Annotated in this window: 21 protein-coding genes; 9 read left to right on the top strand and 12 right to left on the bottom strand. The window is 69.8% G+C overall.

The window, feature by feature from the left end; genetic code table 11:
* Positions 1 to 9: 9 nt before the first annotated feature.
* The 4 genes from FXO23_RS19835 to FXO23_RS19820 all read right to left on the bottom strand — a co-directional run bounded on the left by FXO23_RS19835 (position 10) and on the right by FXO23_RS19820 (position 3,082).
* Positions 10 to 1,017: a LysR family transcriptional regulator gene (locus FXO23_RS19835; RefSeq protein ID WP_158886856.1), complete on the bottom strand. Its 1,008-nt coding sequence runs from the start codon at positions 1,015 to 1,017 to the stop codon at positions 10 to 12.
* A 149-nt stretch (positions 1,018 to 1,166) separates the two neighbouring features.
* Positions 1,167 to 1,556, bottom strand: coding sequence for a PLL family lectin (locus tag FXO23_RS19830; protein ID WP_158886855.1), 390 nt, complete (start codon positions 1,554 to 1,556; stop codon positions 1,167 to 1,169).
* A complete protein-coding gene (locus tag FXO23_RS19825) occupies positions 1,547 to 2,035 on the bottom strand; it encodes a hypothetical protein (RefSeq protein ID WP_158886854.1) in 489 nt (162 codons plus the stop codon). The genes FXO23_RS19830 and FXO23_RS19825 overlap by 10 nt, the downstream gene beginning before the upstream one ends.
* 54 nt (positions 2,036 to 2,089) lie before the next feature.
* Positions 2,090 to 3,082 (bottom strand): ArsR/SmtB family transcription factor, encoded by a 993-nt coding sequence (locus FXO23_RS19820; RefSeq protein WP_158886853.1) that lies wholly within the window; start codon positions 3,080 to 3,082, stop codon positions 2,090 to 2,092.
* 151 nt (positions 3,083 to 3,233) lie between these two features.
* Between FXO23_RS19820 and FXO23_RS19815 the strand changes: the two genes are divergently transcribed.
* The gene (locus FXO23_RS19815; protein ID WP_158886852.1) at positions 3,234 to 4,619 is read left to right on the top strand and encodes a hypothetical protein; all 1,386 of its coding nucleotides are present in this window, start codon (positions 3,234 to 3,236) and stop codon (positions 4,617 to 4,619) included.
* Positions 4,620 to 5,099: 480 nt separating this feature from the next.
* On the opposite strand, the gene FXO23_RS19810 is transcribed toward FXO23_RS19815, so the two are convergent.
* From FXO23_RS19810 to FXO23_RS19785, 6 genes are all read right to left on the bottom strand, one after another.
* Positions 5,100 to 6,638 (bottom strand): hypothetical protein, encoded by a 1,539-nt coding sequence (locus tag FXO23_RS19810; RefSeq protein WP_158886851.1) that lies wholly within the window; start codon positions 6,636 to 6,638, stop codon positions 5,100 to 5,102.
* A complete protein-coding gene (locus FXO23_RS19805) occupies positions 6,635 to 8,602 on the bottom strand; it encodes a hypothetical protein (RefSeq protein WP_246257587.1) in 1,968 nt (655 codons plus the stop codon). Before FXO23_RS19805 ends, FXO23_RS19810 begins: the two co-directional genes overlap by 4 nt.
* Positions 8,603 to 8,681: 79 nt before the next feature.
* A complete protein-coding gene (locus tag FXO23_RS19800) occupies positions 8,682 to 9,524 on the bottom strand; it encodes a zinc-binding dehydrogenase (RefSeq protein ID WP_246257571.1) in 843 nt (280 codons plus the stop codon).
* Positions 9,525 to 9,633: 109 nt separating this feature from the next.
* On the bottom strand, positions 9,634 to 10,371 hold the full coding sequence (locus FXO23_RS19795) for a FadR/GntR family transcriptional regulator (RefSeq protein ID WP_218952096.1): 738 nt from the start codon (positions 10,369 to 10,371) through the stop codon (positions 9,634 to 9,636).
* An 82-nt stretch (positions 10,372 to 10,453) separates the two neighbouring features.
* Positions 10,454 to 11,599: a galactonate dehydratase gene (gene dgoD / locus FXO23_RS19790; protein WP_158886848.1), complete on the bottom strand. Its 1,146-nt coding sequence runs from the start codon at positions 11,597 to 11,599 to the stop codon at positions 10,454 to 10,456.
* Positions 11,596 to 12,321 (bottom strand): SDR family NAD(P)-dependent oxidoreductase, encoded by a 726-nt coding sequence (locus FXO23_RS19785; RefSeq protein WP_158886847.1) that lies wholly within the window; start codon positions 12,319 to 12,321, stop codon positions 11,596 to 11,598. Before FXO23_RS19785 ends, dgoD begins: the two co-directional genes overlap by 4 nt.
* 99 nt (positions 12,322 to 12,420) lie before the next feature.
* Here FXO23_RS19785 and FXO23_RS19780 point away from each other — a divergent pair, with 99 nt between their 5' ends.
* From FXO23_RS19780 to FXO23_RS19750, 7 genes are all read left to right on the top strand, one after another.
* Entirely contained in the window at positions 12,421 to 13,758 is a 1,338-nt protein-coding gene (locus FXO23_RS19780) for an ABC transporter substrate-binding protein (RefSeq protein ID WP_179956814.1), read from the top strand.
* A 2-nt stretch (positions 13,759 to 13,760) separates the two neighbouring features.
* On the top strand, positions 13,761 to 14,657 hold the full coding sequence (locus tag FXO23_RS19775) for a carbohydrate ABC transporter permease (protein ID WP_158886846.1): 897 nt from the start codon (positions 13,761 to 13,763) through the stop codon (positions 14,655 to 14,657).
* Positions 14,654 to 15,499 carry a carbohydrate ABC transporter permease gene (locus FXO23_RS19770; RefSeq protein ID WP_158886845.1) on the top strand — a complete coding sequence of 282 codons (846 nt, stop codon included), beginning with the start codon at positions 14,654 to 14,656 and terminating at the stop codon, positions 15,497 to 15,499. The genes FXO23_RS19775 and FXO23_RS19770 overlap by 4 nt, the downstream gene beginning before the upstream one ends.
* The gene (locus tag FXO23_RS19765; protein WP_158886844.1) at positions 15,496 to 17,511 is read left to right on the top strand and encodes a beta-galactosidase; all 2,016 of its coding nucleotides are present in this window, start codon (positions 15,496 to 15,498) and stop codon (positions 17,509 to 17,511) included. The genes FXO23_RS19770 and FXO23_RS19765 overlap by 4 nt, the downstream gene beginning before the upstream one ends.
* A gap of 116 nt (positions 17,512 to 17,627) precedes the next feature.
* Positions 17,628 to 17,846 carry a DUF5988 family protein gene (locus tag FXO23_RS19760; RefSeq protein WP_158886843.1) on the top strand — a complete coding sequence of 73 codons (219 nt, stop codon included), beginning with the start codon at positions 17,628 to 17,630 and terminating at the stop codon, positions 17,844 to 17,846.
* A 46-nt stretch (positions 17,847 to 17,892) separates the two neighbouring features.
* The gene (locus FXO23_RS19755; RefSeq protein WP_158886842.1) at positions 17,893 to 18,693 is read left to right on the top strand and encodes a crotonase/enoyl-CoA hydratase family protein; all 801 of its coding nucleotides are present in this window, start codon (positions 17,893 to 17,895) and stop codon (positions 18,691 to 18,693) included.
* Between the two features lie 149 nt (positions 18,694 to 18,842).
* Positions 18,843 to 19,418, top strand: coding sequence for a TetR/AcrR family transcriptional regulator (locus FXO23_RS19750; RefSeq protein WP_158886841.1), 576 nt, complete (start codon positions 18,843 to 18,845; stop codon positions 19,416 to 19,418).
* Here the strand turns inward: FXO23_RS19750 and FXO23_RS19745 are convergent.
* On the bottom strand, positions 19,415 to 19,840 hold the full coding sequence (locus FXO23_RS19745; RefSeq protein WP_158886840.1) for a hypothetical protein: 426 nt from the start codon (positions 19,838 to 19,840) through the stop codon (positions 19,415 to 19,417). The two genes, FXO23_RS19750 and FXO23_RS19745, sit on opposite strands and share 4 nt — an antisense overlap.
* A gap of 388 nt (positions 19,841 to 20,228) precedes the next feature.
* Here FXO23_RS19745 and FXO23_RS19740 point away from each other — a divergent pair, with 388 nt between their 5' ends.
* Positions 20,229 to 21,101 carry a helix-turn-helix domain-containing protein gene (locus FXO23_RS19740; RefSeq protein ID WP_158886839.1) on the top strand — a complete coding sequence of 291 codons (873 nt, stop codon included), beginning with the start codon at positions 20,229 to 20,231 and terminating at the stop codon, positions 21,099 to 21,101.
* Here FXO23_RS19740 and FXO23_RS19735 read toward each other — a convergent pair whose 3' ends face one another.
* On the bottom strand, positions 21,102 to 21,647 hold the full coding sequence (locus tag FXO23_RS19735; RefSeq protein WP_158886838.1) for a DUF4760 domain-containing protein: 546 nt from the start codon (positions 21,645 to 21,647) through the stop codon (positions 21,102 to 21,104).
* Between the last annotated feature and the right edge of the window lie 34 nt (positions 21,648 to 21,681).

Genomic DNA, 21,681 nt, shown 5'->3' with positions numbered 1-21,681 from the left:
TGCCACCTTTTACGCCGAGTTGACCGCTCTTTCCAGGAACGGAACGCCCTCGCCGGTCAACGGATTCGCCGGGGCGGTACCGGGCAGCGCGGGGTGCGCGTCGGGGTGTTCGGCCCACCAGCGCGCGTACACCGGATTGGCCTGAACCAATTCCAGGTAGATCTGACTGAGCGCGGTGCGCAGCCTCCGCGCCGCGGAATTGGCCTCCCTGCGCCACAACAGCACCACCCGGTGCGCGAGCGGATCCCCACGTAACCGCCGGAAAACGATGCCCTCGCGCGGCGGGGCCGTCGGGTGGTAGAGACCAATCCCGCGACCCGACCGGACCACCTCCGCGGCGAGCTGCCAGTCGGTGGACCAGAAGCTCACCTGCGGGGCGAACCCCGCCGCGGCGCACGCCGCGCGGAAGTAGGCGGGCCACGGGCCGTCGTCGACCGGATCATCGACCCATTCGTGCCCGGCCAGTTCGCCGAGTTCCACGACGTCCCGGGCGGCGAGCGGCGAATCCGCCGATAAACCGACGAAAGTAGGTTCGCGCTCCACCAGAACGAACCGTTCGACGCCCACCGGGAGGACCGTCGCGCGCCCCACCGGCTCCTGCACCAGACCCACGTCGAGCGCCCCGGAGTCGAGGAGCGGCACCACCCGGCCGCCGCCCTGGTCGACCCGGAGCTGGACGCGGATCGAGGAGAAGAGCATCCCGAGGCGCCCGCTCAGCTTGGTGAGCGCCGGGCACGCCTGCGCGCCGAGCCGCAGGCTGGGCACCGGGGACGAGCCACCGGGTTCCCTGGCCAGCGTCGCGTTCAGGTCGTCGATCCCGGAAAGCACGGCCCGCGCCCGGGTCGCGACATCTCTGCCGATGGGGGTCGGCGCTACCCCTTCCGGCGACCGGATGAACAGCCGTACCCCCAAATGGCCTTCTACCCGGCGGAGCATCGTGCTCACCGCCGGCTGGGTGAGCCCCAGCCGGACGGCGGCCTTGCTGATGCTCCGGGTTTCCGCCACTGCGTCGATCATGCGAAGGTGATGTGGGCCCAGTTGCACGGTGTTCTCCCGACCTCACTGTCAGCGATCAGGGTTTGAGATTAACCCGTGACATAGCACCACGGAATGAGGGAAAACCCTTGCCGTGTGAGAGGAGATGGTGGTTGGGGGATGACGGTGGGTCAGTACCTGGCCCATTCGGTCCACCGGGCGCCGTCCCAGTGCCGCTCCCAGTAGGTGACGTAGTCGGCGCCGCGCACCACGATCTGCGGGTGCCAGGTGCGATCACCGTTGACGGTCACACCGCTCGTCGCATAGCCGCCCATGTCGTGCCAGGGCCCCCACGGTTCCCCGGAGTCGCGTCGCTCGCGCCAGTAGATCCGGTGATCCTCACCGACGCAGAACTGCGTCTCGCGACCGTCCGGCCAGTGCACCGTGCCGCACGGGTACGGCGCGACCGCGACGTTTTCGACCGAGGGCGCCGCCGGTTCGACCGACCCGGTCGAACCGGCGGTGCCGACGGTGGCGAAGGCGAGGATCACCGCGGCCACCACCGCCCCGATCAGGCGCATTGGTGGCTCCAGTTACCCCACGCGGCCGCCCAGCCCCGGATGCAGAACCGCGAACCATCGGTGCCGATCATGTCGAGTTGTCCCGGAGGAGTCGCGTAAACAACCCCGGAATGGCCGTTCAGCCGGGGACCACGGGAAATTCCCTCGACACCGGCTTTGCCACCCGCCAACCGGTGCCAGCCACTCCAGTAGCCATTTCCTTCTTCCCAGATGTGGTAAACGTAGTAATCGGTGCCGACGACGATCATTTCGTTGAAATACTCACCACCCACCTGCCAGTACGCGTCCACTATGTTGTAGCCGCGTTTCGCACAACCGTCGTAGCCGCCCTTGCTCACCGGAACATCGTTGCCGCAGTTGATCGGCATCGCGTTCGCGGTTCCCGGAAGCGCCACCGCGGAAACGGTGAAGCTTGCCAACAAGGCGGCGGAAGCGGAAAGGACAACGGAAACCATGCGTCTTGCTCTGGAAATCTTCATAGCCACACAGCATGCCGAAAGTTCGAACGCCGGCGAAGAGCTGTTAAGCGAGGGCTAAACACCGGGCTCGCCATTCAGGAGGTGGCGTCCGAGTGGCGTGAGCGCGTGCTGGACCGACGGGCCGAAACGGGTGGTGGTGACCAGCCCGGCTGCACGCAGAACCCTGGTGTGCTGGCTGATCGCGGCCCGGGTGACCGCGAGCCGGGTGGCCAGTTGCGTGGTGGACCCGGCGACGGCGAGCTGGGCGACCAGCCGGGCGCGGGTGTGCCCGAGCAACCCGCTCAGCCGTTCCACTCCCGCACCGGGACCGGGGGCGGGCTCGGGAAGGTCGTCGCCGCCCGGGCAGACCAGCACCGGCTCCAGGTCGGCGTCGATGAACGTGACCGGGGCGCCCCAGCAGAAGTGCGCCGGAACCACCACCAATCCCCGTCCACCCAGGGAAACCGTGCGATCCACCGGATAGTCGGCCTCCAGCACGGGGTGGCGCCAGCGGATCGACGGGTGCAGGCCGCTCAGCAGCGCCTCCACCCCGCCGTCGAGCAGTCGCCGCGCGTACTGGGCGCGGTCGATCTCGACGCGCCGGTGCACCGCCTCGCGCACCGGTTCGACCGCGATCCGGTGGTACCGGCGCAGGACCTCGACCAGGCCGCCGGTGCGGCCGTCGCGGTGCAGCGACCGCGCCCACGGCGGCGGCGCCTTGTCCCGGAGGTAGGTGCGCTCCAGGTCCGCCCGCACGGTCTCCCGGGGCAGCGCGAGGATGGCGTCGAAGTGGGCGTCCACGTCGGCGTCACCGATGGCGGGCGTGAGGAAATCCGGGAAGTTCCCGTTCGCGGGGACCAGCGCGGCCGCGGCGCCCAGCCACCTGCGCCGCTCGGGCTCCCGCTTGACGGTGCCGGTGACCGAGTTCCGCCAGGCCCAGTGCCGTGCGGGCAGCTCGGGCGACTGCAGGCTGTTGATGCTCAGGATCACCTCCCAGGTCGGATGCGGCCCGGCCGCCACCCGAACCCGGCACAGATCCTCCGCGGTGAAAAGAATGCGCAGCACCATGGCCCTCCCCCCTCGCCAGGTTTCGGCAATTGTCCGGGGAAGCGCCTTGCAAGAACCTTGACGTCCTCGCGCGACCGTCGATTGTGGCCAGGCTGCGGGAAAGTGGCCAACCATGGCATGGTGTGGAAAACTCGTCCCACGGAGGTGATCGATGCCCGTTCCACCCGGTGGCGTCAAGTCCGCGATGACCGGTGGCAACACCATCGGCGCCGCGTTGCGGGAGGCGGTTCCGCGTGCCGACGGGTACCGGCACATCGACTCACCCCGGCTGGTCGAACGGCTCCGCGCGGCGAACGTCAACACCTACACCTACGGGATCTGGGATTCGCCGACGGACTGGGACGATCTGCGCCTGGAGTTCCTGCCCGCGGCCGAACAGGCGGGCCTCGCGGTCTGGGTGTACCTGGTGCCGCCGTCGGAATCGTTCGAGGGCGGGCGGTCCTCGCGTCCCTTCGGGCAGGACTACCTGGCCTGGGCGCGGGAGATCGCGACACTGTCCACCCAGTACCCCAACCTCACCGGCTGGGGCATCGACGATTTCCACATCGGGCAGAACCGCGAGACGTTCACTCCCGAATACGTGCGGAAGATGCGCGAGATCCACACCGGCATCAACCCCGGTCTCCAGTTCTGGCTGTGCGCCTACCACGACGCCGCGACCGACGTGGCCTTCGTGGACACCTACCGGCCCTACATCGACGGGCTGATCTACCCCTACCTCGACGATCCGTTCCACAACACCGAGAACGCGGCCTCGATGGCCGCCCGGCTGGACGACATCCGCGCGATCACCGCGCCGCGCGGGCTCGGGCTGGTCGCGCTTGTCTACTGTGGACGTTTCCTGGACACCATGCGCGACCCCACCGAGGCTTATGTGCGGGACTGCCTGCGCACCGGCCTGGCCTACGCCGCGGACGGGCGGATCCAGGGCGTGCTCGCCTACGGGCTCCCGGTGGACGGCACCCCGTTGCCCGCCAGCGAGAACCGCGCGATGTACGGCTTCGGGCGGCTTTCGTTCACGGTTCCGGCGCGCACCCGGACCGCGGCCGGGAACTCGGCGTGGGCCGAGCAGCGGGTCCGCGTCGACCCGGACGCGCCGCGCCACGAACTGTCCTTCTGGCACCGCAGCGACAAGTGCACGAGCACCTCCCCCACCGGGTACCACGTCAAGCAGGTGCTCCTCAACGGGCAAGTGGTGTGGAGTTCGGACGTGGCCGGGCCGTCCCCCGGGATGTGGCTCAACGGGCACGACTGGCAGGGCCCGATCGACGTCACCGAACACCTGCGCGGCGGGCGACCCGAAGCGACGCTCACCGTCCGGCTCGTCGAACAGCGCGAGGTCACCGACTTCGGCATCGACGCCGGGTTCGACCACTTCGAAACGATCGGTTTCACCGTGGCGAACCCGGATTTCGAAACGCTGGAGGGCTGGACGTTCGGCAGCGACCACGGCGGGATGCACGCGGGCATCGACCTCGCTCCCCCGGACCGCCCGCAGCGCATCCACGCCGCGGTGGCCGAGGCGTTCGCCGGTTAGGTGGCCACCTGCACCCGCGGGGGAACCAAGTGCCGGGGGTCGTGAGTGTTCCGGCCGGTTAGAGCGGGCTCTCATTGGGTCGCCTACTGGTGACCTGGCGTTTCCGTTCGACGAGCCGCACTTGGCCGACAAAGTGCGACACCGCGCGGGTGGTGGTGCTCGGAGGTACCCAATGCGGCGTTCGGTACCTTCAACGCCCCGAAAGCCACATTGGTGTCCTCCGGGTACCGGCACAGCCGCACCGTGTGCCCCACGAGCATCTCGCGCACCGAAGGCCGCATCGACGTCGGCTCGCCCCCCGGGCACCCCGACGAGCACGGCCTCGTTGCGGTCCCTCTTGGCCGACAACGTGCGACGAGCATCGGGGTGGCAGCCAGGCGGCGCCCGCACGCCCAGACCGGTCACCGTCTCTTGTAAGGGAACCAAGTCTGGGGGTCGTGAGTGGTCAGGCCGGTTAGAACCGGTCGGAACACTCACGACCTAGTAGTACGTCCAGTGGCCGAGCCACGCCTCGCGCCAGGCGACGGTCAGTTCGCTGACCCCGCGCACCTCGGCCAGATCGATCTGCGCCTTCCAGGCTTCCTCCAGGGAGGCGCAGAGCTTCGACGCCGGGTCCTCGGCGGGCACCCCGCCGAACTGCTCGAGCACCGGTTTGGGCACCGCGAGCTTTCCCTTGCCCCGCACCACCGACTGCTCGGTCGCCCGGCAGATGAGGTACTCCACCGCGGCCACTTCGCTGAGCGGGGCCACCGGTTCGCCGGGCAGGGCCAGTTCGGGCACCACCTGGCGCAGCGCGCGGTACAGGCATTCCACCGGTGCGGCCAGGCCGTCGTCCTTGCGGGCGATCTGCCAGGACACCCAGACCGGCAGCGCGTGCGTGGTGGCCGACGGCCGGTAGTCGAACGCGGGCCCGACGAAGGTCTGGTAGTCGCTGGCCGGGCCGGTCGCGTCGGCTCGTTTGTCCGCCGAGTTCTCGGCGCGCAGGCCGAGCCGTCCGAAGAGCTTCCGCAGGAGTTCGCGCGGCCGGACCGGCACGGTCTCCTCGCCGTAGAGTTTCTCCAGGATCTTGTTCAGCCGCTCGGAACTGACCCCCTCGACCGACAGCTGCAGGTGCACGAACGCCAGATCCGCCAACGAGGTTCCCGAACAGCCGACCACGCCCACCCGGGGGTAGCGCCGCAGGAACGACATGATCGCGTGGGTGGAACCGACCCGGGCCGGGCCGGCGCAGGTCACCGGGAGGCACGTGGTCACCGGTTTCTCCGGCCGGTCGTCGTCCCGGGCGGGCGTGCGGCACACCTCGAACCAGTTCCCCGGGCGGTGGCCGGGCCGGGTGTCCGCGATCCAGAACCCGAAACCGTTCTCCTCGCACAGTTCGCGAATCCGGTTGCTCAGCACGATCTGCTGCTCGGCGGACGCGTCCTGCAACGCGACCGAGAACCGGATGGCGAACGCCGAACACACCGAGGGCAGTTCCTTGCGGGTGCGCAGATCGTGGTTGCGGGTCTTCACGATCGGCGGGAGTTGCGCCGGGCACTGCAGGGTGAGCAGCGGCGCCCCGGCCAGTTTGGTCGCCGCCTCGGAGATCTCCTGCATCAGGTTCCGGACCGCCAGCCCGTGCCAGTCGGACAGCTCCTTGGCGTCCGGGTCGATCGAGACCAAACCCTCGAAGGTGCGCGCGGATTCGTAGATGAAGGTCGGGTTCGGCCACGCGCTCTGGTGGAACACCCAGCCGTCGGCGGACCGCTGGGGCAGCGCGGTTCCGGTCGGGCCGTCGTGCTGGTCCTCGTCGACGATGCTGTCCAGCCGGTTGCGGGTGTGCGTGCCGATGGCCACCGCGGCGCCGTTCGCCGCCGAGCACACCGTCTCCAGGAAGCCGTCCGCGACGAGCTCCCGCAGAAAACCGGGACGCGCGGCCACGTGGTGGATCTCGAAGTCCACTTTGGTCAGCGGCTGCCGGGCGATCTCGAACCCGGCCCGGGCCAGATCGGCCAGGTTGCGCAGCGACACCTGGGTCATCCGTCTCCCCCGAAGGAATCGAACCGCACGTTCGGCGCGCGCGGGCCGCGGCGCCGGGCGCCGTTGCCCACCCAGCGCGGCACCCCGATCCGGCTCAGCGGCGAGGTCGACTCCCGCCACGAACGCAGGCCGATCAGCAGGAGCGCGGTGAGCACCGGCAGGACCACGGCGATGATCAGGAACACCTGCACGACCTCGCCCGGGCTCTTGGCGGCGATGGCCGCGGCGAACCCGGCCGACGACACGATGCACAGCTGCCCGAGCACCCGCGGCAGGGTGCGCAGGTACGCGGCGACCGAACGGCGGGGCGGCAGCGCCAGCCGGGTGTAGAGGAAGCCCGGCACCAGCAGGAGCATGGTGATGACCGACTGGCCGTCCTCCACGTGCCCGAGCGCCTCGGTGGCGCGGCGCCCGAACGGCCACGGGCTGCGCACCAGCAGCCAGCCGAGCAGGTAACAGGTGGCCGCCACCGCGAGCGCGTAGAGCATGACGTTGCGCGGGCCCGATTCGGTGGAGTCCTTGAGCAGCAGGCCGGCGTTGATCCGCACCTGGTCACCGCACGCGATGCCGTCGCCGGACCGCCGCCAGTACGCCTGCGCCTGGTTGTCGGTGACCTGGTCGACCAGCACGAGATCGCGGCCGAGTTCCCGGTCGGTGAGTTCGTCCGCGGCCGCCCGCAGGGTCGCCGCGTCCACGTTCGGATGCCGCAGCACGGCGTTGTCCACCTCGTTGGTCGCGGTCCGCACCGCGTCGCCGATGGTGGCGGCCGCGGCCAGCCGGTGGCAGGCCGGCAACGCGTGCGCGGTGAGCTCGACCCCGGATCGGCCCGCCTCCCACTTCCGGCGGCGCAGCAGGTCGGCGAGCGTGCGCAACGCGGTCTGCGCCTGCAGTTCCAGGATCTTGCGCACGGCGGGTCCGGCGCCGTCCCGCTCGGCGGCCTCCTGGCGCTGGGCGAGCGACCGCAGATCCCGCGCGAGGTTTTCGGCCTGGTGCCGGTCGGCGTCGGTGGACAGGTACATCCGGGCCATCTCGGTCTCCGGCGTCGCCTTGACCACCAGGTGGTAGGACTTGAGCGTCGCCGGGATCGTCGTCTCGTACCGCACGAAGTAACCGCCGTGGCTCGCGCGCACCCGCCGCCACTCCTCGGCCAGCCGGGGCAGGAGCGTCGCCGGGGCGCCCTCGCCCACGTGCAGCGGGGTCTCGTAGCTCAGCCGGTACTCGTCGACGGCGTCGTCCAGCGCCACCACCAGCAGGTAGTCCCGGACCGCGATGTCCAGCAGCTGGGCGTAGTCGACCAGCAGGTGCCGGTAGTCGTCGAGCACCTGCAGGGCGATCTCCCGGCACTGCCGCCCGTGCCCGGAAACGGTTCCTTCCGCGGGCGGCAGCGAGAACTCGTTCGCCGGGTGGTCCCGTTCGGTCAGCAGGGTGAGCAGGGCCCGCTGCACCAGCCAGCGCGGTTCGTGCAGGCGGAAGAGGAATCCGCTCAGATCCTGCCGGGCCGAATGGGCGTGCTCGTCGCTGGCCAGGATGCCGCGCAGCAGCCGGTAGAGCCCGGACGCGATCAGCCGGGAGGTCTCGTGCTGGGTGAGCCGGGGCAGTTTCTGGCCCGTGCCGTCGTAGACGTCGACCGCGGACACCCCGCGGCGCGGCAGCCGCGCGATGGGCACCCAGAGCGTGGTGCCACCGGCGCCCCGTTCGCCGTGCTCCTTCCCGATCAGCTCCTGGAGGTCGGTGGTGGCCTCGCGCTGCCCCTCGTCCAGCAGCCGCAAACTGACGTCGACCTCGGTGGTCCGCCGGGCGGCCCCGTGCTCGGCCATGGTCAGCCGCTCGGTCAGGCGGCGCACGTGGTTGAGCCGGAGGGAGGCGTCCAGCAGCGCCAGCCCGACCGCCGCCCCGTTGTGTGAAAGCCGGGGCGGCGCGCCGGGAATCGGCACCGTGGCCACCGCGTGCCGCAGGCTCTCCATCCCGTCCACCACGACAGACTGCAGTCACGCGCTGACGCTGTCGACCGCTTTCGCCGAATTCGCGGGGTGGGACGCCCGATCAGTCCAGATCGATCACGGCTTTCCCGGAAACCTTGCGGCCGAGGAGCGCTTCGGCGGCCTCGTCGAACTTCTCCCACGAACCGCGCCAGCCGACCTCGACCGACAGCGCGCCCCGGCCGAGCAGATCGAGCAGGTACGCCAGGTCCGGCGCGAAACCGGTGCCCGCCTGGAAACCGACCAGCCGCTTGCCCAGGGCCACCGTGCTGTACGGCGGGAACACGGCCGGTTCACCCGAGGTCCAGCCGATGCTCTGGATGACCCCGTCCGTGGTCAGGAGTTCGTGGACCCGGACGAGGTGACTGCCGCCGACGTTGTCCAGGACGACGTCGACCGGTTCCAGATCGTCGAGGGAGGCGACCACCTCGTGCGCGCCGAGTTCGGCGAGCCCGGCGCCGCGGGCGGCGTTGGCGATCACGTGCGCCCCGGCCCGCGCGGCCAGTTGCACCGCGAACCGGCCCACCCCGCCGGACGCGCCGGTGATCAGCACCCGCTTGCCGAGCAGAGATCCGGAGTTCCGCAGGGCGCGCAGGGCGGTGACCCCGGCGACCGGCAGGGTCGAGGCGACCGCCAGGTCGACGCCCTCGGGGACGACGGCCACCTCGTTCGCCGCGACCGCGCGGCGCCGCGCCCATCCGCCGCCGTAGTCGAAGGTCAGCACCCGGCTGCCGACCGCGGGCCCGGAACCGTCGGCCGCGGCGGCGACCACGACGCCCGAGGCGTCCCAGCCGAACACTTCGCCCGCCGCTTCCGCGGACTTGGCCCGGAACACCTCGCCGAAGTTCAGCGAGGAATGGGCGACCTCGACGAGCACCTGATCGGGGGCCGGAACCGGATCGGGCACCTCTTGGACAGTGACACCGAACCGCGAACCCGGAGTGGTTACCAGCGCACGCACGAAAGAACCTCCAGTTGGTCGTTACAAACCTGAGCCAACCGGTGTGCGGTGCGCGTTATTCCGCGGCCGGTTTCCGGTGCCGGGTCAGCTCCGCCATCCGGACGTCGAGGTTGCGGAAGTGCTCGGCCATCGCCTTCTCCGCCCGCGCCACGTCCCGTTTCCGGAGCGCGGTGACGATCGCTCGATGCCGTTTGGCCGTTTCGACCGGGTTCGGATCGGTGACGCCCAGCCGGTGGTTCACCCGGTGGTAGACGTCCCAGAACGCCCGCAGCAACTGGGTCACCAGGGCGTTCTCCAGCGACCGGTACAGCAGCTCGTGGAACTCGCGGTCCTCGTCGGCGAAGGTCTCCCCCGCCTTCGCGCGGGCGCTCATCCGCTTGGTCACCTGGTCGAGCGCGTCCAGATCGGCCTCCGGCACGGACGCCGCGACCCGCCGGATCAACGCGCCCTCCAGGGCCTCGCGGACCTCGAGCATCTCGTCGAGCGCGCGGAGGTCGCTGCCCAGGCCGTGCAGCACGCGGAAGGTCAGGCCGTCGGCGAGCGGGTCCAGGGACAACCGGCCGACGTAGGTGCCGTGCCCGTGCCGGATCTCGACGATGTCCAGCGCCTGCAGGGCTTTGAGCGCTTCCCGGATGGAATTCCGGCTGACGCCCAGCGCCTCGACCAGTTCGGTCTCGGTGGGCAGCGGATCACCGGAGCGCAGCCCGCGCTCCAGGATCAGGCCGGTGATCTCGTCCCGGATGGCGCGGCTCATGCGGGTCGCCAGGCGCGCCGGTGGACGTTCCTCGGTCACTCCGACACTCCGTCACTCCCGAATCGAATCGCATTCATCCCACATCCGATGTTCCCCGGGATTACCCTACCCCGCCCATTCCTCACCATTCGGCCAGGCTTCCGTCGGCGTGCCGCCAGATCGGATTCCGCCAGGAGTGCCCGGTTTCGGCCATCTTCCGCACCACGGCCTCGTCGACCTCGATGCCCAGCCCGGGGCCGGCCGGCCGCCGCGCGTACCCGCCGGTGAAATCGAAAACCCCGGTGTCGACCACGTAGTCCAGCAATTCGACCCGATTGTGGTATTGCATGCGCAGGCTCTGTTCCTGGAGGAGGAAATTCGGCACGGCGAAGCCGAGTTGCAGCGCGGCGGCCAGCGCGATCGGCCCGAGTGGACAGTGCGGCGCCAGCGATGCCCCGTAGATCTCGGCGAGCGCGGCGATCCGGCGGATCTCGGAAATCCCGCCCGCATGTGACGGATCCGGTTGCGCCACCGCGATTCCGGCGGCCAGCGGCGCCCGGAAATCCCAGCGCGAATACAGCCGTTCGCCGGTGGCCAGCGGGATCGGGCTGCTCGCCACCAGCTCGCCCAGCAGGTGCGAAAGCTCCGGGGGCACCGGTTCCTCGACGAACAGCGGCGCGACCTCGGTCAGCATCGGCAGCAGCCGTTTCGCCATCGCCGGGGAGACCCGGCCGTGGAAGTCGATCGCCAGATCGCGGTGCTCGCCGAGCACTTCGCGGGCCTGTTCGGCGCGGCGCACCACCTGGCGGGCTTCGGCGAGGGTGTCGATCGCCCGCAACCGGCCGCAGGCGTTCATCTTCACCGCGGTGAACCCGGCCTCGACCTGTTCGGCCACCGCGTCCGCCACCTCCGCGGGCTCGTCGCCGCCCACCCACTGGTACATCCGGACCCGCTCCCGGACCGGGCCGCCGAGCAGTTCGTGCACCGGCGCGCCGCGCACCTTGCCCGCGATGTCCCACAGCGCCTGGTCGAATCCGGCCAGGGCGCTGGAGAGCACAGGGCCGCCGCGGTAGAAGCCGCCGCGGAAGAGCACCTGCCAGTGGTCCTCGATGCGCAGCGGATCGGCCCCGATCAGGACCTCGGACAGTTCGCGCACGGCCGCCCGCACGGTCTCCGCGCGGCCCTCGACCACCGGCTCGCCCCAGCCGCTGATCCCGGAATCCGTGCTCACCTTGAGAAACAGCCACCTCGGGGGCACCGGGAAAGTCTCGATTCCGGTGATCTTCATGCGGAGTCCTTCCTGACCGTCCAGCCACCGTCCACCACCAGGCTGGCACCGGTCACGTAGGAAGCGTCAGCGGAGGCGAGAAAAGCCACCGCGGCGGCCACCTCATCGGGGGAACCGAATCGGCCGAGTGCCGTTCCGGCGACGCTGCGCGCGCGGTCCTCCTCGCTCACCTCGTCCCAGGCGGCGGTGCGGATCGGCCCCGGCAGCACGCAGTTGACCCGGATCTCGGGGCCGTACTCGACCGCGAGCTGCCCGGCCAGCGAGACCAGCGCGCCCTTGGCCGCGGCGTAGGCGGGATGCCCGGGAATTCCGGCGAGCGCGTGCACCGAGGACACCAGCACGATCGCTCCCCCGGCGGCGCGCAACCCCGGCAGGCAGGCCCGGACGCCGTGGTAGGCCGCGGTGAGGTTCACGTCGAGCTGCCGCGCCCACTCCGCGGATCCGGTCTCGTGCAAGGGTTTCACCACCTTCGCGTAGGCGTTGCCGACCAGCACGTCCACGCCGCCGTGGCGATCGTTGGCCAGTTCGACCGCGGCCCGCCAGGTGTCCGGATCGGCGACGTCCCCGCGGACCAGGTCGGTCGCCGGACCGGCGGGCGAAAGGTCGATGCCCACCACGGACGCCCCCTCCGCGATCAGCCGCCGGGCGACGGCGGCGCCGATCCCGGAAGCGCTGCCGGAGACGATGGCGCAGCGCGCCGAGAATCGCGAAGTCGGTGGCACCGGGTTCTCCCTTGCGTCGTGGACGGGGCACGCGTACCTTCCGTGGACATCCTACGTCCGACGTCCAATGTTGCTCGCCGGAAAGGCAGGCCCGAAGCAATGTTCCGTGACCGCCGCCGCCACCGCAGACTGCTGCCCGGTCTGCTCGCCGCCCTCGCACTCGTGGCCACCGCCTGCTCCGGCGGGGACGAACCGGCCGCGGTGCAGGGCCGCCAACCGGGCGAGAAGATCACCCTCACGTTCTGGTCCTGGGTGCCCGGCGTGAACAAGGCGGTGGACCTGTGGAACCAGCGCAATCCCGAGGTGCAGGTGAAGCTGGAGAAGATCCCGGCCGGCGGCCAGGGCGGCTACGCCAAGATGTTCTCCGCCATCCAGGCCGGAAACCCGCCGGACATCGCGCAGGTCGAGTACCAGGCGATCCCCGATTTCGTGCTCTCCGGCGGGCTGACCGACCTCAAACCGCTGGGCATCGAGCGGCGCCGCGGCGCGTTCACGGAGTGGCAGTACGAGCAGGGCGTGTTCGGCGACGGGATCTACGCCGTCCCGCAGGCGTCCGGCCCGATGGGGTTGTTCTACCGCGCCGATCTGTTCGAGAAGTGGGGCATCGCACCCCCGGCGACCTGGGCCGATTTCGAACAGGCCGCGCGCAAGGTCCGGGCCGCCGATCCGGCCGCCTACCTCAGCGCGTTCCCGCCCACCGACGCCGGTTGGATCACCTCGCTGGCCTGGCAGGCCGGTGCGAAGTGGTTCGGCACCGAGGGCGACACCTGGACCGTGCACATGGACAGCGAGCCCACCCGGCGGGTCGCCGACTTCTGGGACCGGCTGCGCACCCAGGACCTGGTGAAGGTGGAGCCCACCCAGCAGGCCGCCTGGTACGCCGACATCCAGAGCAGCCGGGTGGTCGCCTGGGTCGGGCCGCAGTGGGGCGACGCGATCCTGTCCGGCAACGCGCCGGGCACCGCGGGCAAGTGGCGGGCCGCGCCGCTGCCGCAGTGGCAACCGGGTCAGCAGGCGTCCTCGAACTGGGGCGGTTCGTCCTCGGCGCTGCTCAAGGGCGGCAAGTACCCGAAGGACGCGTTCGACTTCGCGATGTGGCTGAACTCCGATCCGGAAAGCGTCAAGCTGCTGATGGACGGCGGCTACGGCTGGCCCGCGTCGAAGCAGGCGGCCGACGGGCCCGCGCGGGCGAAGGCGTACGAATTCTTCGGCGGGCAGAAGATCAACGAGGTGTTCGCCGAGTCCGATCGGAACGTGAACAAGGACTGGCGCTGGATCCCCACCAGCACGGCCACCTTCGACCACCTCAAATCCGGGATGCAGGCGGCGGTTTCCGGCAACGGCACGCTCGCGGACGCCATCCGGAAGGTGCAGGAGCAGACCGTGGCCGATCTGCGGGCCAAGGGGCTGCAGGTCAAGGTGGGCGGTCAGGGCTGACGATGGTGACGAGGCGGCGCCGGAAGGCGCTGGTGCCCTGGGCGTTCCTGGCCCCGTTCGGCGTGCTGTTCGTGGTCTTCTTCGTCGCGCCGATCGGGTACGCGATCTACCAGAGCCTGCTGACCACGAAACGCTCCGGCGCGCTCGGGCTGGGCGGTTCGCGCACGGTGTTCGCCGGGCTGGCCAACTACGCGAGCGCGCTCGACTCCACGGCGTTCCTCGAAAGCCTCGGCCGGGTGCTGCTGTTCGCCGTGGTCCAGGTGCCGGTGATGATCCTGCTCGCGACCACGCTGGCGCTGCTGCTGGACGCGGCTTCGGCGAAGTGGCCGTCGTTCTTCCGCGCGGCGTACTTCCTGCCCTACGGCGTGCCCGGGGTCATCGCCACGATCCTCTGGGGTTTCCTCTACGTGCCGGGCATCAGCCCGATCATCGACCTGGCCGCGGCGGCCGGGCTGCACGTGGACCCGCTCGGCTCCTCGACCGTGCTGTGGTCCATCGCGAACATCGTCACCTGGGCGTTCGCCGGTTACAACATGCTGGTGATCATCGCGCAGCTCAAGTCGATTCCCGGTGAGCTGTACGAAGCGGCCACAGTGGACGGTGCCCGGCCGTGGCAGGTGGTGTGGCACGTCAAACTGCCGCTGGTGCGCCCGGCGATCGTGCTCACCACGGTGTTCACCATCATCGGCACCCTGCAACTGTTCGCCGAACCGCAGGTGCTGCGCCCGATCACCGCGGCGATCGGGGTGAGCTACACGCCCAACCTGTCCGCCTACACCGAAGCGTTCGCCAACAACAACTACGGCCTGGCCGCCGCCGAAGCCGTGTTGCTGGCGCTGGGCGCGTTCGTGCTCTCGTTCGGGTTCCTGCACCTGGTCGGCCGGGGTGGTCGGCGATGAACCGCCCGCAGCTGGCTTCCCGGGTGCTCATCACCGGCGTGTGCGCGCTGTTCGCGCTGTACTTCCTGCTGCCGGTCTACTGGCTGGTGGTCTCCGCGACGAAGTCCACTTCGGACATGTTCGGCACGTCCGGGCTGTGGTTCGCCAACCCCCGCCTGCTGGCGAACCTGCACGCGGTGTTCAGCTACGACAACGGGATCTACCTGCGCTGGGTGCTCAACACCGTGCTGTACGCGGGCGCCGGGGCGACGGTGGCCACCCTGTTCGCCGCCGCGGCCGGGTACGCGCTGGCGAAGTTCTCCTTCCGCGGCAAGGAAGCGGTGTTCAACGTGGTGCTCGGCGGCGTGCTGGTCCCGGCCACCGCGCTCGCCCTGCCGCTGTACCTCATGCTGAGCAAGGTGAGCCTGGACAACACCTACTGGTCGGTGCTGCTGCCCAGCCTGGTCAGCCCGTTCGGCGTCTACCTCACCCGGATCTACGCCGAAGCCTCGGTGCCGGACGAACTGCTGGAGGCCGCGCGGGTCGACGGCGCGGGCGAGTCGCGGATCTTCGCGGGGATCGTGCTGCGCATCCTCACCCCGGCGCTGGTGACCGTCTTCCTGTTCCAGTTCGTCGCGATCTGGCACAACTACTTCCTGCCGCTGATCATGCTGTCCGATCCCAAGCTCTACCCGATCACGCTCGGCCTCACGTCCTGGTACTCCGCGGCGGACCGGCAACCGGAGCTGTACCAGCTCACCGTCGGCGGGACGTTCGTCGCGGTGCTCCCGCTGATGATCGCGATCGGCTCGCTGCAACGGTTCTGGCGGGCCGGACTGACCCAAGGGAGTGTCAAGGGATGAGCTTGGTGCGGCAGCGGATCGGGCGGTTCGCGTACGGCGCCGACTACAACCCGGAGCAGTGGCCGGAATCGGTGCAGGACGAGGACATGGCCCTGATGAAACGCGCCGGGGTGAACCTGGTGTCGGTCGGGATCTTCTCCTGGGCACGGGTCGAACCGGCGCCGGGCGAGTACGACTTCGGCTGGTGCGACCGCGTGCTGGATCGGTTGTCCGGCAACGGAATCGCCGTCTGCCTGGCGACCATGACCGCGTCCCCGCCGCCCTGGCTCGCCCGGCTGCACCCGGATTCGCTGCCGCGGCGGGCGGACGGCACCACGCTGTGGCCGGGTTCGCGCCAGCACTACTGCCCGTCCAGCCCGACCTACCGGGCGCATGCGGCGCGCCTGGTGGAACGGCTCGCCGAACGCTACGCCGGGCATCCCGCGCTCGCGCTGTGGCACATCAACAACGAATACGGCCACCGCAACGCCCGCTGCTACTGCGACGTCTCCGCGCAGGCGTTCCGGGACTGGCTGGCCACCCGGTACGGCAGCGTGGACGCGCTCAACGAGGCGTGGTCGACCACGTTCTGGTCGCAGCGCTACGGCGAATTCGCCGAGGTGTTCCCGCCCCGGACCGCGCCGACCTTCCAGAATCCGGCGCAGCTGCTGGACTTCCGCCGGTTCTCCTCGGACGCGCTGCTCGAGTGCTTCCTGATGGAAGCCGAGATCGTCCGGCGGCATACTCCCGAGGTCCCGGTGACCACCAATTTCGTCGGCGGCTGGTTCCAGATCGACAATTCCGCCTGGGCCCCGCACCAGGACGTGATCTCGTTCGACAGCTACCCGGATCCGCACGATCCGGGCACCGTGCCCGAGGCCGCGTACCGCTACGACCTGATGCGCTCGCTCGGCGGCGGGAAACCCTGGCTGTTGCTGGAGCAGGCGCCGAGCGCGGTGAACTGGCGCGACCGCAACGCGGCCAAGGCGCCGGATCTCCTGCGGTTGTGGAGCTACCAGGCGGTGGCGCGCGGCGCCGACGCGATCATGTTCTTCCAGTGGCGGCAGTCCCGGGGCGGCGCGGAACGGTTCCACTCGGCGATGGTGCCGCACGGCGGCCCGGGCACCCGCACCTACCGCGAGGCCGCCGGGCTCGGCGCGGAACTGGGCGGGCTCACCGAGCTGCTCGGTTCCCGCGTCGAGGCGGAGACGGCACTGGTGATGGACTGGTCCAGCGGCTGGGCGCTGGAGAACGAGGCGCATCCGGTCGGCGATCTCACCCAGGAGGAGACCAGCCTCGCGCACTACCGGCCGCTGTGGGAAGCCGGGATCGGCACCGACGTCGTGTCCCCCAAGGCCGATCTGTCCGGGTACCGGCTGGTCGTGGTGCCCAACCTGTACCTCACCGAGCCGGAGGCGGCGGAGAACCTGATCGAGTACGTGCGCGGGGGCGGGCACCTGGTGCTGTCGTTCTTCTCCGGGATCGTGGACGCCTGCGACCGGGTGCACCTCGGCGGCTATCCGGGCCCGTTCCGGGACCTGCTCGGGCTGCGGATCGAGGAGTTCTGGCCGCTGCTGGCGGACTGGTCGGCGCCGCTCGCCTTCGCCGACGGCACGCGGGGCACCGGGAACACGTGGTCGGAGTGGATCACCCCGGCCGGGGCGGAAGTCCTGGCGACCTTCGCCGACGGCGACCTCGCGGGCCGCCCGGCGATCACCCGGCACGCGTTCGGCGACGGCGTCGCGTACTACCTGGGCACCCGGCCGGATCCGGAGACGATGGGCTCGGTGCTGCGCCGGGTGACCGCGGCGGCCGGGGTGCGGCCGGTGGCGCCGGACCTGCCCGCCGGGGTGGAGGCCACCGTGCGCCGGTCGGCCGACGGGACGCGGTGGCTGTTCCTGCTGAACCACAACGCCTTCGAGCTGACCGTTCCGCTTCCGGAAGGCGCGGTCGACGCGCTGACCGGTCACCCGCTGGGAACGACCTCGGAATTGTCCCGTCGCGGTGTGCTCATCGCGCGCCTGCCCGGGTAACCGCGCGGTCATTCAGGGGTCGTCTAGGGGTTTCCCGAGCGGCGATCGGAGATAGTGTTACCTAGGTCACAGACGCACCCGCCACGCGGCGGGCAGCAGAGGAGGGGTGATTCCGGATGGCGGCGAACCAGCCGAACGCGATCCTGCGGGGCGGGCCCGAGGAAATCCTCGACGACCTGGAGCGGATCCGGCACGTGGACGATTTCGAGCAGCAGGTGAAGATCCCGCACGGCCGCTGTTACGAGCACTACCAGCCGACCGCCGAACGGGTGGAGCGGGACGGAACCGAGCTGCGGGTGTTCTCCTGGACGCACCGCACCTACGTCGCGGAGTAACCCGGGTAACTGGTCATCGGCGTGATCGCCGGGATATGTTCCGCGAGTGGCGACTCCCGACGAACCGGCCCCGGCGGCCACCCTCGAACGCATCGACGACATCGCGCTCATCACGCTGAACCGGCCCCGGGCGATGAACGCGGTGAACTCCGCGCTCGCCGCCGACGTCGGCGCGGCCCTGGAAACGCTGAAGGACGATCCGGGATTGCGCGTCGGCGTCCTCACCGGCGCGGGCAAGGCGTTCTCCGCGGGCGCGGACCTGAAGGAACTGGCGGCGGGCCGGTCGATCTTCGCGCCCGAGCACCCCGAATGGGGGTTCGCCGGGCTCGTCCAGCACTTCATCGACAAACCGCTGATCGCCGCGGTCAACGGGTTCGCGCTCGGCGGCGGCACCGAGATCATGCTGGCCTGTGATCTCGCGGTGGTCAGCGAAACCGCGCAGTTCGGCCTGCCGGAGGTCAAACGCGGCCTGGCCGCGGCCGCCGGCGGCCTGTTCCGGCTGCCGCGCCAGATCCCGCTCAAACTCGCCCTCGAGGTCGCGCTGACCGGTGAACCGATCAGCGCCGAAACCGCGGCCCGCTGGGGTCTGGTGAACCGGGTGGTCGCGCCGGAGCAGGTCCTCGGCACCGCGCTGGAACTGGCCCGGACGATCGCCGCGAACGCCCCGCTCTCGGTCCGCGCCAGCAAGCGGATCGTGCACCGCGCGGCCGCCTACGGTTCCGACTGGGACGAGGAGATCTGGTCGATGAACCTCACCGAGGTCGTTCCGGTGCTCACCAGCAAGGACGCCAAGGAAGGCCCGCGCGCGTTCGCCGAGAAGCGGAAACCCGAGTGGAGCGGCGAGTAGTCCCGGCCCTCGACAAGGGGCACGCCCCGGTGGCTCTCGCTCGGCGCGGCCCCCTGCGCCGCACCGAGCGAGAGCCGGTAGCACCACGAGCACCCGGACCGGACCAGTTTGCAAGAGGGTTCTTACGCTCGCAACAGTAGGCTGGCACCATGGCATCCGGCACCCGCGAGCGGATCATGGACGTCGCGCTGCGGCTGTTCGGCGAGCAGGGCGTCGCCGCCACTCCGGTCACGGCGATCGAGTCGGCCGCCGGCCTGTCCGCGGGCAGCGGCAGCTTCTACCGGCACTTCAAGGACAAGAAGGCCCTGTTGGCCGCGGTCGTCGAACGCGAGATGGAACGCGTGCGGAAGAATCCCGCGGCCCAGATCTCGCGGACCCACGGCACGCCCGCCGAGGCGCTGGCCACGCAACTGCTGGCCGATCTGGACTTCCTGCGCGAGCTCAAACCGCTGATCGCGATCCTGATGTGGGAACGCGGCCGCGCTCCGGAGGTGGGCCGGCAGGTCCGCGAGGTGATGGTGCAGCGCGGGGTCGAACTCGGCGTCGCCGATCTCCTGCTGACCACGCCCGTCGCACCGGCCGAGGAGGATCCCGCCGCCGCGGCCACCGTGATGATGTGCGCCATGGTCGGCTACTTCCTCAACACCGAGTACTTCGGCGAAGCGCCCGGCGACGTGGCCGCCGGGCGCTTCACCTCCTCCCTCGCCAGGTTGCTCGTCCGCTAGCTCCGCACCACCGGTGGCGGGTCGCACGCCGGGACCGCCGCCTCGGCGCGCAGGAAACGCGCGGCGGCGAACCCGGTGCGGCCGTTCACCGTGCCGCTCAGCCACTTCGGATCACCGGAAACCGCGGCGCCCCGCTGCCAGCAGGTCGCGCCGAACGAGTCGCCTTCGCGCAGCAGTCCGACCTTCGCGCAGACCACGTCCGGGCAACTGCGGACGTTCAACCCGTCCTTCCCGGTGCCCGTCACGCGGTAGGAGACCGCTCCCTGGCCGGTGGCCGCCACGTTGACCTGCGCCCCGCCCGGCAGCGGCAGCGCCACCCCGGTCGATTCGCGTCCCGTGAGCAGAACGGCCAGCACCGCGATCACCGCCCCGATCACGGCCACCACTCGGACCAACAAACCCAGTCGCAGCAACACAAGCATGGCAGGCCCCTTCCTCCGCGGGTTTCCGCTGACCCCTGCTGACCCACTGCGCCGACGTTCGTGCCCGAGCCGCTCCTTCCTCTGCCCTACCGGTGGATCTTCTGGGGGATTCCACTTGCAGTCTCCCGCACTGCACGCCCGCCATGCAATTCCCATGTATGAGTTCCCATGACGACAACCCACTCGGCCTATCCCATCGCGTGCGACAGCCCTCCACTCGTGCCTTTCTCCTGGGAAAACCACTCGAATGGGGCAGCGATCTTCGGAACTTTGCCCCCAGGGGGCAGCGTTCGCACCCGCAGGCGGAGTAGAGTTCTCGCTCGTGGGAATCCCACAAGGAGCCTTCCCAGACTGAAAGACCCGTAGCGCACTACCAGGACGAGGTCCCATGGCGGCGATGCAAGGTCCGATCATTCCGCGGCGGCGAATCGCGGACGAGTTGCGCCGGCTTCGCGAGGAGTCCGGCCGCACGCTCGAAGAGGTCGCGGCCGAGTTGCTGATCTCCACCTCGAAGCTCTCCCGGCTGGAGAACGCCCAGGGCAGCCCGCAGTCCCGCGACGTCCGCGACCTGATCCGGCTCTACGGCATCGAGGGCACCCAGGTCGCGGACAAACTGATGCGCTGGGTCAAGGCCTCCGGCCGGCAGGGCTGGTGGACCGACTACTCGCAGACCATCTCCGGCGGGCTCGACGCCCACGTCGCCTACGAATCCGAGGCGACCGTGGCGCGGGTGTACACGATTCCGATCCTGCCGGTTCTCCTGCAGACCGCCGACTACGCCCGCGCGGTCTACCGGAGCAGCGAACCCTGGTGGACTCCGCACGAGATCGAACGGCTCGTCGAACTCCGCCTCCGCCGCCAGAACGCGCTCGAACAGCGCGAGGACCAGCAGCCGCTCAGCCTGATCGCGATCACCCACGAAGCCAGCATCCGGCAGCTCGTCGGATCCCCCGAGATCATGCGGGCCCAGCTCGACCACCTCATCGAACGCTCGACCGCGCCGAACGTCGAACTCCGCGTCTTCCCGTTCTCGACTCCCCCGCTGTTCTCGATCAGCTGCACATACGATTATTTCGAGTACAGTGACGAACTCGATCGCGACGTCGTGCACATCGAGACACACGGCGGATTCCGGCACATCGAAACCGGGAAGACCGTCGAAAAGTACCGGGGCCATTACGAGACGCTCTACCAGAACTCGCTCGGCCCGGACGAGACCCGAGCCCTGATCCGGACCGTGCAGGCCGAGCGGTTCTCCTGATCACCCCAGCTCCACCACACTGCGAAGTTTCTGCCGTCGCTGAATCTTCTCCGGCGGGTCCGCACGAGCAAGCCAGACCAAGTGGTCGAAGTACTTGAGGTACCCGCTGCTGATCGATTCATTTCTCCGCTTGGAGATGAACCGCTTGTTCCGCTCACCGAGGATGTGGCATTCCAGGATTTCCCACACCTGATCCAGCCAGTTCCCCATGTACCCGATCACGATCTCCTGATCAAGCGCCCGAAACGCGACCAGGACACCGAGCTGGTCGAAATAGTTGACCACGGCGACGATCTTGTCCCGGGCCTCCAGGGGCAGCTCACTGACCGGAACGTTCGAGTCGAAACGACCGGGAAAGTCACCGCGAATATAGTCGATGTTCTTCAGAAATTCGGCGCTGTTGACCCTGGCCAGCACCATCGAAAAATTGATCATCGCCTGGGACCTGGCCGCCATCGCCTGCCGATAGGCCAGCACGCTGCTGGCTATCAGGGCAACCAGGGAAAGAAGTGTGGACACGAGACTCAAGACAAGAGGGGCTTCCACCAGACCTCCCGAGCTGTCAGCGAGCACACAGGGC

This window comes from Amycolatopsis anabasis (assembly GCF_009765355.1).
GTDB lineage: Bacteria > Actinomycetota > Actinomycetes > Mycobacteriales > Pseudonocardiaceae > Amycolatopsis > Amycolatopsis anabasis.
This window is presented reverse-complemented; position numbering and strand designations above follow the sequence as displayed.

Coding starts and splice junctions, on each gene's coding strand:
- FXO23_RS19835 (WP_158886856.1), bottom strand. CDS start 1,017: ATGATCGACGCAGTGGCGGAAACCCGGAGCATCAGCAAGGCCGCCGTC.
- FXO23_RS19830 (WP_158886855.1), bottom strand. CDS start 1,556: ATGCGCCTGATCGGGGCGGTGGTGGCCGCGGTGATCCTCGCCTTCGCC.
- FXO23_RS19825 (WP_158886854.1), bottom strand. CDS start 2,035: ATGAAGATTTCCAGAGCAAGACGCATGGTTTCCGTTGTCCTTTCCGCT.
- FXO23_RS19820 (WP_158886853.1), bottom strand. CDS start 3,082: ATGGTGCTGCGCATTCTTTTCACCGCGGAGGATCTGTGCCGGGTTCGG.
- FXO23_RS19815 (WP_158886852.1), top strand. CDS start 3,234: ATGCCCGTTCCACCCGGTGGCGTCAAGTCCGCGATGACCGGTGGCAAC.
- FXO23_RS19810 (WP_158886851.1), bottom strand. CDS start 6,638: ATGACCCAGGTGTCGCTGCGCAACCTGGCCGATCTGGCCCGGGCCGGG.
- FXO23_RS19805 (WP_246257587.1), bottom strand. CDS start 8,602: ATGGAGAGCCTGCGGCACGCGGTGGCCACGGTGCCGATTCCCGGCGCG.
- dgoD (WP_158886848.1), bottom strand. CDS start 11,599: ATGAAGATCACCGGAATCGAGACTTTCCCGGTGCCCCCGAGGTGGCTG.
- FXO23_RS19780 (WP_179956814.1), top strand. CDS start 12,421: ATGTTCCGTGACCGCCGCCGCCACCGCAGACTGCTGCCCGGTCTGCTC.
- FXO23_RS19775 (WP_158886846.1), top strand. CDS start 13,761: ATGGTGACGAGGCGGCGCCGGAAGGCGCTGGTGCCCTGGGCGTTCCTG.
- FXO23_RS19770 (WP_158886845.1), top strand. CDS start 14,654: ATGAACCGCCCGCAGCTGGCTTCCCGGGTGCTCATCACCGGCGTGTGC.
- FXO23_RS19765 (WP_158886844.1), top strand. CDS start 15,496: ATGAGCTTGGTGCGGCAGCGGATCGGGCGGTTCGCGTACGGCGCCGAC.
- FXO23_RS19760 (WP_158886843.1), top strand. CDS start 17,628: ATGGCGGCGAACCAGCCGAACGCGATCCTGCGGGGCGGGCCCGAGGAA.
- FXO23_RS19750 (WP_158886841.1), top strand. CDS start 18,843: ATGGCATCCGGCACCCGCGAGCGGATCATGGACGTCGCGCTGCGGCTG.
- FXO23_RS19745 (WP_158886840.1), bottom strand. CDS start 19,840: ATGCTTGTGTTGCTGCGACTGGGTTTGTTGGTCCGAGTGGTGGCCGTG.
- FXO23_RS19740 (WP_158886839.1), top strand. CDS start 20,229: ATGGCGGCGATGCAAGGTCCGATCATTCCGCGGCGGCGAATCGCGGAC.